Raw genomic sequence first — 12,505 nt, forward strand, 5'->3', positions numbered from 1 at the left:
AAGCGGCGGTAGCGGATGCCGGGGCCGTCGCCGCGAAGAGGATGTGGGCCGCGTCCAGGCTGCGGGCGCGGCGTCGGAGCGCAGGGGAGTGAGGCAGTTTGGCCGCCCGCGCTCTCACTTCGGCGCGGCGGAGGGTCGCGTTCGTTAGCGTCGGCGGACGTGGAAGCAGTGGTGATCAAGGAGTTCGGCGGGCCGGAGGGCCTGGCCGTGGTGGACGTTCCCGCGCCCGAGGCGGCGGCCGGGCAGGTGCTGATCGAGACCGAGGCGATCGGCGTCGGCGGTGTGGACGCCGTGATCCGCCGCGGCACGCTCGCCGCGCACGGGTTCGCGGCCGGGCACATCCCGGGCGGTGAGGTGGCCGGCACCGTGATCGCGGTCGGCGACGGGGTCGACGCGACCTTGCTGGGCCGGCGCGTGTGGGGGTTCACCGGCACCGGTGGCGGGTACGTCGAACGGGCGGTGGTGCCGGCCGGGGAGGTGCTGCCGTTGCCCGCCCGTCTGTCCACCGTGGACGCCGTGGCGCTCGGGAGTTCCGGTCTGGTGGCGCATTTCGCCCTCGCGCGCGCCGGGTTCGCGCCGGGTGAGTCGGTGCTGGTGCGCGGCGCGGCCGGCAGCATCGGGCTCACGGCGGTCCAGCTCGCGGCGCGGGGCGGCGCCGGGGCGGTGGCGGTCACGACGTCGTCGGCCGCGCGGGGCGAGCGGCTGCGCGAGCTGGGCGCGACGCACGTGCTGGACCGCTCGGGCGCGGGCGGCGCGGGGTTCGACGTGATCGTCGACGTCGTCGCGGGCCCGGACTTCCCGGAGTTCGTCGGCAAGCTCGGCCCCAACGGGCGGGCGGTCCTGGTCGGCGTGGTCGGCGGCCCGCCCGCGGACTTCGGCGCGGCGTTGATGGCCGGGTTCCGGAAGTCGTTGTCGGTGGCCACCTTCAGCGCCGACACGGTGCCCGCGGCCGAGCGGCGAACCGTCCGCGCCGCGCAGTTCGCCGCCGCGGCGCGCGGGGAGCTGCGCACGGTCGTGCACGAGGTGCTGCCGCTGGCCGAGGCCGGGCTCGCGCACCGGAAGATGGACCGCGGCGAGGTGTTCGGCCGGATCGTGCTGACGCCGTCCCGCTAACCCTCCGGATAGAACAGGAACAGGGTGCAGCCCGTGGCGGTCGACGGCACGTGCCAGGTGCCGGCGGGGGCGTGCAGGAACGTCCCCGCCGGGTAGTCGCGGGCGCCGTCGTGGAACGTGCCCGCCACGACGTACACCTCCTCGGGACCGGGCTCGTGCACGTCGCGGTGCGGCCAGGACGCGCCCGCGTCCATCTCCAGCAGGTCGGCGTGCGCCCCGCTCGGTCCCGTCCACAACGGACGGTGCCGGACGCCGGGGAACAGTTCGCGGATCGGGGCTTCGTCGACGGACACCGAGGTGTAGCCCTCCTGGGCGAGGATTTCGTGCATGGCCCCAGGATGCGGGCGCGGACCTGGCCGGGACAGTGCCAGCCAGGACAGCGTGGGGTACTTTTCTGCCATGCATCGCGTGGTCGCCCTGGTGCAGCCGGTGCAGTCGACGTTCGAGCTCGGCTGCGCCATGGAGGTCTTCGGCACGGTGCGGGACGGCGTGCCGCGGCACTACGAGTTCGACGTGTGCACCGAGGAACCGGGAACCGTGCCGACGACCGCGGGGTACGCCCTGTCGGTGCCGCGGGGGTTGTCCGCGCTCGACGACGCGGACACGGTGATCATCCCGGGCTGGGCGCCGGTGGAGGCGCCGCTGTCCCCGCGCGTGCGGCAGGCGTTGCTGCGTGCCCACGCCCGCGGGGCGCGGCTCGTCACGATCTGCTCCGGCGTGTTCGCCCTGGCGCGCACCGGGTTGCTGGACGGCCGCTCGGCCACCACGCACTGGGAGCGGGCCGAGCAGCTGCGGCGCGAGTTCCCGGCGGTGCGGGTGGAGCCGGACAAGCTCTACGTGGACCACGGCGACGTCGCGACGAGCGCCGGCGCGGGCGCGGGGATCGAGCTGTGCCTGCACCTCGTCCGGCGGGACCATGGCGCCGCGCACGCCGCCCTCCTCGCGCGGCACATGGTGATGCCGCCGCACCGGGACGGCGGTCAGGTCCGGATCGCGCCGCGGGCCCAGCCCCGGGACGAGCTGGACGACCTGCTCGAGTGGGCCGGCGAGCGGCTCGGGACACCGTTGTCGGTGGCCCGCCTCGCCGCGCGGCTCAACGTCTCACCCCGCACGCTGGCGAGGCGCTTCCACGACCGGCTCGGCACGAGCCCGGGCGCGTGGCTGCTGTCCCGTCGCGTGGCGGAGGCGCGCAGGCTGCTGGAGGACACCGATCTCCCGGTGGACGCGATCGCGGCGCGCGTGGGGCTGGCGTCGGCGGTCAACCTGCGCCGCCGGTTCCGGGACCAGGTTGGTACGACCCCGGGCGCGTACCGCCGGGCGCTGCGGGCTCCGGAACCTGCGCGCGCGGCGAGTTGAGCTGCACGATCAGCGCGCCGCCGAGCAGGACGACCGCGCCGGCCAGCTGGGGCCAGGCCAGCGTTTCGTGCAGCAGCGCCCACGCGGTGGCGGTGGCGATGACCGGTTCGAGTAGGCCGATGACGCTCGCGACGGAGGCGGGCAGGTGGCGCAGCGCGGTGAGGCCGATGGCGTAGGCCAGGACGGTCGAGAACACCGCGACGGCGACGAGCAGCAGCCACACCGGCGGGTGCCACGGGCCGAACTCGGCGGGAGCGGTGAGGACCGCGGCGGGCATCGTCCACGGCGGGGCGACCGCGCACACCGCGACCGCGCCGATGATCATGCCCCAGGTCACCATGCCCATCGGGTGGCGGGTGGTGACGCCGTGCTCGCCGAGCAGGAAGTACGCCGCCGAGCACACCGCCGCACCGAGCCCGGCGAGCAGGCCGACCGCGTCCAGGCTGAGCCCCTGCCACACCTGCGCCACGCCCGCCAGCCCGGCCATCGCCAGCGCGATCCCGGCCCACATGCGCCCGGGCAGCCGCACGCCGCGGACGAACCGAGTCCACAGCGCGATCAGCACCGGCGAGGTGAACTCGAGCAGGATCGCGATGCCGACGGGCAGCCGCCCCGCGGCGACGAAGTAGCACAGCTGCACGCCCGCGACGCCGAGCAGGCCGTAGCCGAGCAGCAGCGGCCATTCGGCGCGGCGGACGCGCAGCAGCGACGGCTTCACCACGGCCACCACGGCGGCCAGCACCAGCGCCGCGAGCCCGATCCGCGCCGCGGCGACCTGTTCGGCGGACAGGCCGGCGAGCATCGCGGGTTTCGCGATCGTGCCGGAACTGCCGAAACAGACCGAGGAGACGAGGATCAGCGTCGTGCCACGCCCGCGATGGGGGACGAACGCGCGCGCCGGTGCGGGAGCTTCGGTGACCACTCCGCCCACCCTAAGCGGCGGACCGGTACGGCGGTACCGGAATTCCGTCACGCCTCGCGTAACCGGTCAAATTCGCGTGCTGGTTACTCCGGGGAGGGGGTGGGGTGCGGCCGTCCCGCGCTGCTCAGGCGCCGCCCCTGCCGACGCGCACGTACCCGGCGATGGTGGCGAGCCGGTGGCCCTGGATGCGCAGGGCTTCGAGCGACTCCTTGTCCGGCTCGGCCGACTTGCGCGACACGAACGAACCGCCGTAGGGGTTCCCGGACTCCAGCAGATGCGGCTGCCCGTAGCCGAGCGGGAGCACGATCGCGCCCCAGTGGTAGAAGATGTTGTTCATCGCCAGCACGGTCGCCTCCAGCCCGCCGTGCGCGGTGGAGGCCGTGGTGAACGACGTCGCGACCTTGTCCACCAGCTTCCCCTTGGCCCACAGGCCACCCGTGGTGTCCAGATAGGACTTGAGCTGGCTCGCGGGCCCGCCGAACCGCGTCGGGCTGCCGATCGCGAGCCCGTCGGCCCACTCCAGGTCGGCGAGCGTGGCCAGTTCGTCGTGCGGCCCGGCGTCGACCCACGCCTGCCATCGCGGGTTGGTCGCGATCGCCTCGGGCGGGGCGGTCTCGGCGACCGTGCGGACGCGCACCTCCGCCCCGGCGTCGGCGGCCCCACCGGCCAACGCGGCGGCCAGCTTCGCGGTGTTGCCGGTGGCGCTGTAGTACACGACGAGGATCCGAGTGGTCACGGTGATCACCTTACCGTTATCGAATCGCGCGTTCCATCATGTGAGACCTCGCGCGGGGCGGCGCCCGGAAACCGTAGCGTGCCCGGGCATGACGACGACGGTCCCCGCCGCGCCGCGCACCACGCCACGGAGCGCCGCGCTCGGCAGCATGATCGGCACGACCATCGAGTGGTACGACTTCTACCTCTACGCCACCGCGACCGCGCTGGTGTTCAAGCCGCTGTTCTTCCCCAACGTCTCCTCGACCGCGGGCACGCTCGCGGCCTTCGGCACCTACGCGGTCGGCTTCGGCGCCCGGCCGCTGGGGGCGGTGATCTCGGGCCACCTCGGTGACCGGGTCGGCCGCAAGGCGGTGCTGGTCGGCGCGCTGCTGCTGATGGGGATCGCCACCACGGCGATCGGGGTGCTGCCCACCTACGCGCAGGCCGGGATCCTCGCCCCGGCGCTACTGGTGGTGCTGAGGCTGTTGCAGGGGCTGGCGGTCGGCGCCGAATGGGGCGGCGCGGCGCTGCTGTCGGTCGAGCACGCCACACCCGGGCGGCGCGGGTTGTTCGGCAGCTTCACGCAACTCGGGTCGTCGGCCGGGATGCTGCTGGCCACCGGCGTCTACTACCTGGTGCGCACGATCGCCGGCGACGCGTTCCTGTCCTGGGCGTGGCGGCTGCCGTTCCTGCTCAGCCTCGTGCTCGTCGTCGTCGGGCTGGTGATCCGGCTCCGGCTGACCGACGCGCCGGTGTTCGCGCGGCTCAAGGCGAGCGGGGAGACCGCCCGGCTGCCGGTCGTCGAGGTGCTGCGGACGCAGCCGCGCAACGTCGTGCTGACCACCGGGCTGCGGTTGTCGCAGATCGCGTTGTTCGTGCTGCTGACCACCTACTCGCTGACCTACCTGCAGACCACGTTCGGCCGGGACAGCGCCGTCGGGCTGGTCGCGGTGATGGTCGCCTCCGCGATCGGCCTGGTGAGCACGCCGCTGTGGGGCTACCTGTCCGACCGGTTCGGGCGGCGCCCGCCGTACCTGTTCGGCTCGCTCGCCGGGATCGTGGCGCTGGTGCTGTTCTTCCTCGCCGCCGACTCCGGGTCCGCGGTGGCGGTGGTGCTGGCGATCGTGTTCGGGGTCAACGTGGTGCACGACGCGATGTACGGGCCGCAGGCGGCGTGGTTCGGCGAGCTGTTCGACACGCGTGTGCGCTACAGCGGCGCGTCGCTGGGGTACCAGATCGGCGCGGTGCTCTCCGGTGGGTTCGCGCCGCTGATCGCCGCCGCGCTGCTGGTGGCCGGGGACGGGCGGCCGTGGCTGATCGTCGCCTACTTCGCCGGGCTGGCGGTGCTGACGTTCGCGTCCGCGTGGTTCGCGCGGGAGACCAACTCCGAGGGCCTGGCATGAGCCGCATCTACCTGAACGCCTTCGACATGAACTGCGCCGGGCACCAGTCGGCCGGGCTGTGGAAGCACCCCGCCGACGAGGGGCACCGCTACACCGACCTGTCCTTCTGGCTGGACCTGGCGCGCACGCTGGAAGACGGCGGGTTCGACGCGCTGTTCCTCGCCGACGTGCTGGGCGTGTACGACGTCTACGGCGGGTCGAAGGACGCCGCGGTCGCCGACGCCGCGCAGATCCCGGTCAACGAGCCGACGGTCCTGCTTCCCGCGCTGGCCGCGGTGACCTCGCACCTCGGGTTCGGGGTCACCGTGTCGACGACGTACGAGCAGCCGTACTCGCTGGCCCGTCGTCTGTCCACACTGGACCACCTGACGCGCGGCCGGGTCGCGTGGAACATCGTGACGTCCTATCTGGACAGTGCGGCGCGGAACCTCGGCCTGGACGCCCAGGTGCCGCACGACGAGCGGTACGAGATCGCGGAGGAGTACCTCGAGGTCTGCTACAAGCTGTGGGAGGGCTCGTGGGAGGACGGCGCGGTCGTGCGGTCCGGCGGGGTGTACGCGGACCCGGCGAAGGTGCACGACATCGGGCACAAGGGGAAGTACTTCGCGGTGCCGGGGCCGCACCTGTCGGAGCCGTCGCCGCAGCGGACGCCGGTGCTGTTCCAGGCCGGCGCGTCGCCGCGGGGCGTGCGGTTCGCGGCGCGGCACGCGGAGGCGGTGTTCGTGTCCGGGCCGTCGCCGCGGGTGGTGCGCCGCTCGGTGGACGCGATCCGCGCCGGGGTGGCCGAGCAGGGCCGGGACCCGCGCGCGGTGAAGATCTTCACGATGCTGACGCCGGTGGTTGCCGAGACGTCGGCGGAGGCGGAGGAGAAGCTGCGCGAGTACCAGTCGCTGGTGTCGGTGCCGGGGGCGTTCGCGTTGTTCGGCGGCTGGACGGGCGTCGACCTGGCCGAACTGCCGGTGGACGAGCCGCTGACCTACCGGGACGGTGACGCGAACCGGTCGGCGCTGGCGGCGTTCACGACGGCCGAGCGGGCGTGGACGCCGCGTGAGCTGGCCGGCTTCATCGGGCTCGGCGGGCGGGGCCCGGTCGTGACGGGGTCCGGCCCGGAGGTCGCGGACGAGCTGGAGCGCTGGGCCGAGGAGGCCGACGTGGACGGCTTCAACCTGGCATACGTGACGACACCGGGCACGTTCGCGGACTTCGCGCGCTGGGTGGTGCCGGAGCTGCGCCGCCGCGGCCGGGTGCCGTCGCAGCCGGAGGCAGGCACGCTGCGGGAGCGGCTCGGTGGTGCGGGGCCGCGCCTGGCGGCGGACCACCCAGGGGCGGCTTATCGGAGGTGACCGCCGGCGCTCACCTCGGGCAGCAATCCCTCACGGGAGTGCCGGCACGCGGATCGGCCCCCGACGGTGGCTCGATGCGCCGGGCGCATGCCTCGCGGCGGGCGCCCGGCGCGGCGCGGCGCCGCTGAGGCCGGGACGGGCGCGCGGAGGCTCCTTCCGGGAGCGGCTCGCTGGTGCGGGGCCGCGCGTGGCGGCGGACCACCCGGGGGCGGCTTACCGCCGCTGAGGCCGGCTGCTCACTCTTGGCCAGCGATCCCTGGCGGGAGTGCCGGCACGCGGACCGGCCGACTCACCGCCGAGGCCGGCTCGATGCGCCGGGCGCCCGGCGCGGAGGCTGCTTCCGGGAGCGGCTCGGTCGCACCCCGCCACCCGGGCGCGCTGCTCGGCGGGTAGGCCGCCAGGCGCGGCCTACCGCCCAAGCCCCGTCACGCCGGGGCGTCCCCAGCCAGCCGGGCGTGCTCGCCCAGCTCCAGCTCGACGAACGCGCCGATCATGGCGCGCCACACCGCCTCGGCGACCTCGGGAGCCAACCCCGCGGCGAGAGCCCGCTCCCGCGCCGCCGCGACCACCTGCTCCACCCGGTCGGGCGCGCGAACGGCCTGCGAGTCGGCCTTGAACGCGGCGGCCGCGCGCACCAGGGACTGGCGGGTGGCCAGCAGGCCGGCCAGCTCCGCGTCGAGGGCGTCGATGCGGGCGCGGACCTCGGCAAGCGACTTCGGGGCGTCCGTCACCGGGGCCGCCAAGGGCTGACGGTGTCCGTGGGGCGCGTCGGGTCGTGGAACTTCGGCTTGTCGGGCTCGTCGCGGCGCAACGGGACCAGGCCGGCCGTGATGGCGCGCATGATCTTCGCGTGCGCGCGCACCCCGGCGCCCGGCCGCTCCGGCTCGATGTCGCTCAGGTCCACAGGCTCGCCGAAGTGCACGCGGTACGTCGGCCGCCGCAACGGCGCGGTCAGGCCGGACCGGGCCAGCGGCAGCAGGTCCGCGGGACCTGTCACCTTCTCCGTGCCCCAGTACACGGCCTCGTGCGCGCCCCACTGGCTGATCGGCACCACCGGCACCCCGGCGGCGATCGCGAGCCGCGCGGCGCCCGTCTTGCCGCGCTCCGGCCACAGGCCCGGGTCGTGGCTGATCCGGCCCTCCGGGTAGACGATGATCGGGCTCGGCGTCGTCCGCATCTCCTCCACGGCCTGCGCGAACTGCTCCAGCGCGCTCGCCTTGCCGCGGTCGATCCGCATGTGCCCGCTGACCTTCAGCGCGGGACCGATCACCGGTGTGTCCAGGATCCCGCCGGCCAGCATGAACCGCGGCGCGATGCCGATCCGGCGGCACGCGGCGATCAGCACGAACGGGTCGAACACGCCGATGTGGTTGGAAGCCATCAGGAACGGCCGTCCCCGCAGCTCCGGCGCGATCCGGCCGGTGATCCGCAGCCTGCCGGTCAGCGCGACGAGCCCCTGGTCCATCCGGGTCATGGTCCGCCAGACCGCCGGTGGCCTGCGGCGTGTCTGCCCGGTGTCGTCGGAGTGCAGCGCGAACATGGTCGTCAGCATGGCAGATCACCGGAATGGCGGATCAAGGTCCGCCGGTGAAGGCGAAGTTCCCGCTGTGCCGAGTGTGGCACCTGGGGTTGGTGGGGCCAGGCGGTTACCGTAGAGGCATGGCTAGCGGGGCGGCGACGAGGAGCAGCGGCACGAAGCGGACCGGCGGCAAGAGCAGCACCGCGCGCAGGAGCACGCGCGGCGCGGCCAAGTCGCGGCCCGCGGCCTCGCGCGCCCGCAAACCCGCCCCGAAGAAGAAGGCCGGGACCTTCAGCAAGGCCGTCCGCGGCGGCTGGAACCTGCTGGCCAAGGGTCTCGGCAGCCTGGTGCGCACCGTCGGCCGCGGCCGGGAGCTGGAGCCCGAACACCGCCGCGACGGGCTCGCCCTCGGCCTGATCGCGCTGGCCCTGATCGTCGCCGCCGGGGTGTGGTGGCGCGCCGCCGGGCCGGTCGGCGGCTACGTCGAGCTGGCCACCCGCACGGTCTTCGGCGCCGGCGCGGTCACGCTGCCGCTGGCGCTCGTGGTCTCCGCCGTGGTGCTGATGCGCACCGAGCCGCAACCGGAGGTCCGCCCGCGCATGGTGATCGGCACCGTGCTGGGCGTGCTCGCGTTGCTGGGGCTGCTCCACCTGTTCAACGGCCGCCCGCACGACGCCGAGAACCAGCGCTACGCGGGCGGCATCCTCGGCTTCCTGTCCGGCGACCTGCTCGCCCAGGGCGTGACGGCCTGGGTCGCGGTGCCGCTGCTGTTCCTCGCGCTCGCGTTCGGCCTGCTCGTGTTCACCGCCACCCGCATCCGCGACATCCCGCACCTGGTGCGCACCTGGGGCCTGGACCCGGAGGAACTGGCCGAGGAAGAGGCGCAGCGCGAGGCCCGCGCCGAACGCCGCGACGAGGTCACCGAGGCCGACCCGAAGGCCGTGCGGCTGCGCAAGCCGTCCCGCCGCCGCCAGGCCAGCGGTGCCGATCCGGAGCAGCTGGACATCGAGTCCGCGCTGGCCGAGCCGCCCACGCCGGCCCGCCCGCCGAAGCCGGTGCCCGCCGCGGTGCCGGAGAAGAAGCCGAAGAAGCCGGAACCGGTCATGGCGGTCACCCGGACCGTCGAGGGCGACTACGAGCTGCCGCCCGCCGACCTGCTGCAGCTGGGCGACGCGCCGAAGACCCGCAGCAAGGCCAACGACGCCATGATCGAGGCGATCACCGGCGTGCTGGAGCAGTTCAACGTCGACGCGCAGGTCACCGGCTTCACCCGCGGCCCGACGGTCACGCGCTACGAGGTCGAGCTCGGCCCGGGCGTGAAGGTCGAGAAGATCACCGCGCTGACCAAGAACATCGCATACGCCGTGGCCACCGACAACGTCCGCCTGCTCGCGCCGATCCCCGGCAAGTCGGCGGTCGGCATCGAGGTGCCCAACTCCGACCGCGAGATGGTGCGCCTCGGCGACGTGCTGCGCTCGTCCACCGCGGGCAAGGACACCCACCCGATGGTCATCGGGCTCGGCAAGGACATCGAGGGCCACTTCGTCACCGCGAACCTGACGAAGATGCCGCACCTGCTGGTCGCGGGCTCCACCGGCTCCGGTAAGTCGAGCTTCGTCAACTCGATGCTGGTGTCGCTGCTGGCGCGGGCGACGCCCGAAGAGGTGCGGATGATCCTGATCGACCCGAAGATGGTCGAGCTGACGCCGTACGAGGGCATCCCGCACCTGATCACGCCCATCATCACCCAGCCGAAGAAGGCGGCCGCCGCGCTGGCCTGGCTGGTGGAGGAGATGGAGCAGCGCTACCAGGACATGCAGGCCAACCGGGTCCGGCACATCGACGACTTCAACCGCAAGGTCAAGTCGGGGGAGATCACCGCGCCGCCGGGCAGCGAGCGCGTGTACCGGCCGTACCCGTACATCATGGCGATCGTCGACGAGCTGGCCGACCTGATGATGACCGCGCCGCGCGACGTCGAGGACGCGATCGTCCGGATCACGCAGAAGGCCCGTGCCGCGGGCATCCACCTGGTGCTCGCGACGCAGCGACCGTCGGTCGACGTCGTCACCGGCCTGATCAAGACCAACGTGCCGTCGCGGCTGGCGTTCGCGACGTCGTCGCTGACCGACTCGCGCGTCATCCTCGACCAGCCGGGCGCGGAGAAGCTGATCGGCATGGGCGACGGCCTGTACCTGCCGATGGGCGCCGGCAAGCCGGTCCGCATCCAGGGCGCCTACGTCGGCGACGACGAGATCGCCTCGATCGTCAACTTCACCAAGGAGCAGGCGCAGCCGGAGTACCAGGAGGGCGTCACCGCCGCGAAGGCCGGGGAGAAGAAGGAGATCGACCCGGACATCGGCGACGACCTCGACGTCCTGCTGCAGGCGGCCGAGCTGATCATCACCTCGCAGTTCGGGTCGACGTCCATGCTGCAGCGCAAGCTGCGGGTCGGCTTCGCCAAGGCCGGGCGGCTGATGGACCTGCTGGAGACGCGCGGCGTGGTGGGCCCGTCGGAGGGCTCGAAGGCCCGCGACGTCCTCGTCAAGCCGGAGGACCTGGAGGGCACGCTGATGCTGATCCGCGGCGGCTCGATGCCCGACGACGACGGCGAGGACTAGATCGACGAGCGGCAGGTACTCATGGCGATCTGCGACCACGAACCCCACCTGCTTACCGACCGCCCCGGACTGCTGATCATCGCCGACAAGGGCTACGTCTCCCGCGAACTCGACCACTACCTCAGCGAGCGCGGCGTCCGGCTGATCCGGCCGTCCTACCGCAACCGCAAGCCCCATCCCGGTGAGCCGCTGCTCAAGTCCATCCGTCAGCTCATCGAGTCGGTCAACGACACCCTCAAAGGCCAACTAAACCTAGAACAGCACGGCGGACGCACCATCGAAGGCGTCGGCGTCCGCATCGCCCAACGCCTCCTGGCCCTCACCGCCGCCATCTGGCACAACCGCGCCACCGGCCAACCCACCACCCGATCCCTGACCGCCTACGACCACTGACCGAGTTACGCATCGCTCATCTAGGAGCCGCCGAACTGGCGGACCGCCTGGTAGTACGTCCAGGCCGTGCCGTTGCAGCGCCAGTCGCCGTGGCAGGTGGTCTTCAGGTCGCGGTAGAAGTTGTCGTCGATCTTCTTCCGGTTGGTGCTGGTGAATCGGTCCTGCCGCTTGTAGTTGCGGTAGCCGAAGTCATGCCGGTGGCAGGCGGGGGAGAAGTCGAACCCGAGCGGCTTGTCCGGCGACCACGAGCAGGTGTCCGACGACCAGTCCAGCGACGCGGCGTACGGCCGGTCGGCGCGGATCTGCTCGAACCGGCTCAGCGACGTGCCGAACAGGTAGGTGTCGGTCACCGACCGGACGTCGACGGCATGCGCGGCGCCCGCGCCGGCGACGAGTGCGGTGGCCACAGCGGCCGTGGACAGCAGACGACGGGCGGCGGCGCGCATCCTGGGCTCCTCAGCTGATCAAGGGACGACCATGATCAGCATCCGGCCGCCGGACGACGGCCACCAGACCCGGAAGGTGGATACCGGGCGAACTTCACCCGGCGGGCGCAACCGCTACAGCTCCAGGAGCATCCGCGTGTTGCCGAGCGTGTTCGGCTTCGCGTAGGGGAGTTCGAGGAACTCGGCCACGCCCGGGTCCACCGAGCGGCGCATCTCCTCGTACACCGAGCTCGGCACCGGCGTGCCGTCGATCTCGGTGAACCCGTGCCGCGCGAAGAAGCTCGTCTCGAAGGTCAGCACGAAGATCCGGCGCAGCCCCAGTTCCCGCGCCAGCGAGATCAGCTGCGCGACCAGCCGGTGCCCGATGCCCTGCCCGCGCATCCGCTTGTCGACCGCGACCGTGCGGATCTCCGCCAGGTCCTCCCACAGCACGTGCAGCGCGCCGCAGCCGAGAATCTCGCCGTCTCGGTCGGCGACCCAGAACTCCTGCATGTCCTCATACAGGGTGACGAGCTCCTTCTCGAGCAACACCCGCCCCGCGTCCGCGTCCACCAACGCCTTGATCTTGCGGACGTCCGAGATCCGGGCCCGCCGGATCTCGACGGTAGGGGAAGGATCACCGTGCACCGATCGACCGTATCGGGGCGGGGGCGGGCCTGTCGCGGTGGGTTC

General features: G+C 73.0%; 12 protein-coding genes and 1 pseudogene. 6 read left to right on the top strand and 7 right to left on the bottom strand.

The genetic code is table 11. The annotated features are described in order from the left end of the window. Positions 1-159: 159 nt before the first annotated feature. Positions 160-1,113: a zinc-binding dehydrogenase gene (locus tag ACCP09_RS29355; protein ID WP_433751859.1), complete on the top strand. Its 954-nt coding sequence runs from the start codon at positions 160-162 to the stop codon at positions 1,111-1,113. Here the strand turns inward: ACCP09_RS29355 and ACCP09_RS29360 are convergent. Then, on the bottom strand, positions 1,110-1,442 hold the full coding sequence (locus ACCP09_RS29360; protein ID WP_400983264.1) for a cupin domain-containing protein: 333 nt from the start codon (positions 1,440-1,442) through the stop codon (positions 1,110-1,112). The genes ACCP09_RS29355 and ACCP09_RS29360 overlap by 4 nt on opposite strands. 70 nt (positions 1,443-1,512) lie before the next feature. Here ACCP09_RS29360 and ACCP09_RS29365 point away from each other — a divergent pair, with 70 nt between their 5' ends. After that, a complete protein-coding gene (locus ACCP09_RS29365; protein ID WP_433751861.1) occupies positions 1,513-2,469 on the top strand; it encodes a GlxA family transcriptional regulator in 957 nt (318 codons plus the stop codon). Here the strand turns inward: ACCP09_RS29365 and ACCP09_RS29370 are convergent. Together ACCP09_RS29370 and wrbA are read right to left on the bottom strand one after the other, a co-directional pair. Beyond that, positions 2,372-3,391 (bottom strand): EamA family transporter, encoded by a 1,020-nt coding sequence (locus ACCP09_RS29370; RefSeq protein WP_400983269.1) that lies wholly within the window; start codon positions 3,389-3,391, stop codon positions 2,372-2,374. The two genes, ACCP09_RS29365 and ACCP09_RS29370, sit on opposite strands and share 98 nt — an antisense overlap. A gap of 124 nt (positions 3,392-3,515) precedes the next feature. Then, positions 3,516-4,127 carry an NAD(P)H:quinone oxidoreductase gene (wrbA, locus tag ACCP09_RS29375; protein ID WP_027930913.1) on the bottom strand — a complete coding sequence of 204 codons (612 nt, stop codon included), beginning with the start codon at positions 4,125-4,127 and terminating at the stop codon, positions 3,516-3,518. Between the two features lie 88 nt (positions 4,128-4,215). On the opposite strand from wrbA, the gene ACCP09_RS29380 reads away from it, so the two are divergent. Together ACCP09_RS29380 and ACCP09_RS29385 are read left to right on the top strand one after the other, a co-directional pair. Beyond that, a complete protein-coding gene (locus tag ACCP09_RS29380; protein ID WP_037322536.1) occupies positions 4,216-5,511 on the top strand; it encodes an MFS transporter in 1,296 nt (431 codons plus the stop codon). Continuing rightward, a complete protein-coding gene (locus tag ACCP09_RS29385) occupies positions 5,508-6,854 on the top strand; it encodes an LLM class flavin-dependent oxidoreductase (protein ID WP_433751864.1) in 1,347 nt (448 codons plus the stop codon). Before ACCP09_RS29380 ends, ACCP09_RS29385 begins: the two co-directional genes overlap by 4 nt. Before the next feature lie 425 nt (positions 6,855-7,279). On the opposite strand, the gene ACCP09_RS29390 is transcribed toward ACCP09_RS29385, so the two are convergent. Together ACCP09_RS29390 and ACCP09_RS29395 are read right to left on the bottom strand one after the other, a co-directional pair. Beyond that, positions 7,280-7,597: a chorismate mutase gene (locus tag ACCP09_RS29390; RefSeq protein WP_433751866.1), complete on the bottom strand. Its 318-nt coding sequence runs from the start codon at positions 7,595-7,597 to the stop codon at positions 7,280-7,282. Continuing rightward, complete coding sequence (locus ACCP09_RS29395; RefSeq protein ID WP_027930909.1) at positions 7,582-8,406, bottom strand: lysophospholipid acyltransferase family protein; 825 nt, start codon at positions 8,404-8,406, stop codon at positions 7,582-7,584. The genes ACCP09_RS29390 and ACCP09_RS29395 overlap by 16 nt, the downstream gene beginning before the upstream one ends. A 107-nt stretch (positions 8,407-8,513) precedes the next feature. Between ACCP09_RS29395 and ACCP09_RS29400 the strand changes: the two genes are divergently transcribed. Together ACCP09_RS29400 and ACCP09_RS29405 are read left to right on the top strand one after the other, a co-directional pair. Next, the gene (locus tag ACCP09_RS29400) at positions 8,514-10,994 is read left to right on the top strand and encodes a DNA translocase FtsK (RefSeq protein WP_378363246.1); all 2,481 of its coding nucleotides are present in this window, start codon (positions 8,514-8,516) and stop codon (positions 10,992-10,994) included. Beyond that, positions 10,995-11,387, top strand: a pseudogene (locus ACCP09_RS29405) (transposase); the annotation flags it as partial. 20 nt (positions 11,388-11,407) lie between these two features. Here ACCP09_RS29405 and ACCP09_RS29410 read toward each other — a convergent pair. Both ACCP09_RS29410 and ACCP09_RS29415 read right to left on the bottom strand, forming a co-directional pair. Further along, positions 11,408-11,833, bottom strand: a complete 426-nt coding sequence (locus tag ACCP09_RS29410) for a phospholipase (RefSeq protein WP_027930907.1) — start codon at positions 11,831-11,833, stop codon at positions 11,408-11,410. 114 nt (positions 11,834-11,947) lie between these two features. Beyond that, positions 11,948-12,460, bottom strand: a complete 513-nt coding sequence (locus tag ACCP09_RS29415; RefSeq protein ID WP_017981804.1) for an amino-acid N-acetyltransferase — start codon at positions 12,458-12,460, stop codon at positions 11,948-11,950. Between the last annotated feature and the right edge of the window lie 45 nt (positions 12,461-12,505).

Origin of the sequence: Amycolatopsis sp. 3B14 (genome assembly GCF_050958625.1) — a bacterium.
Classification (GTDB): domain Bacteria; phylum Actinomycetota; class Actinomycetes; order Mycobacteriales; family Pseudonocardiaceae; genus Amycolatopsis_E; species Amycolatopsis_E thermoflava.

Bases quoted from the DNA above. Each gene is read 5' to 3' on its own strand.
- ACCP09_RS29360 (WP_400983264.1), bottom strand. From the start codon at position 1,442: ATGCACGAAATCCTCGCCCAGGAGGGCTACACCTCGGTGTCCGTCGAC.
- ACCP09_RS29365 (WP_433751861.1), top strand. From the start codon at position 1,513: ATGCATCGCGTGGTCGCCCTGGTGCAGCCGGTGCAGTCGACGTTCGAG.
- ACCP09_RS29380 (WP_037322536.1), top strand. From the start codon at position 4,216: ATGACGACGACGGTCCCCGCCGCGCCGCGCACCACGCCACGGAGCGCC.
- ACCP09_RS29385 (WP_433751864.1), top strand. From the start codon at position 5,508: ATGAGCCGCATCTACCTGAACGCCTTCGACATGAACTGCGCCGGGCAC.
- ACCP09_RS29395 (WP_027930909.1), bottom strand. From the start codon at position 8,406: ATGCTGACGACCATGTTCGCGCTGCACTCCGACGACACCGGGCAGACA.
- ACCP09_RS29400 (WP_378363246.1), top strand. From the start codon at position 8,514: ATGGCTAGCGGGGCGGCGACGAGGAGCAGCGGCACGAAGCGGACCGGC.
- ACCP09_RS29410 (WP_027930907.1), bottom strand. From the start codon at position 11,833: ATGCGCGCCGCCGCCCGTCGTCTGCTGTCCACGGCCGCTGTGGCCACC.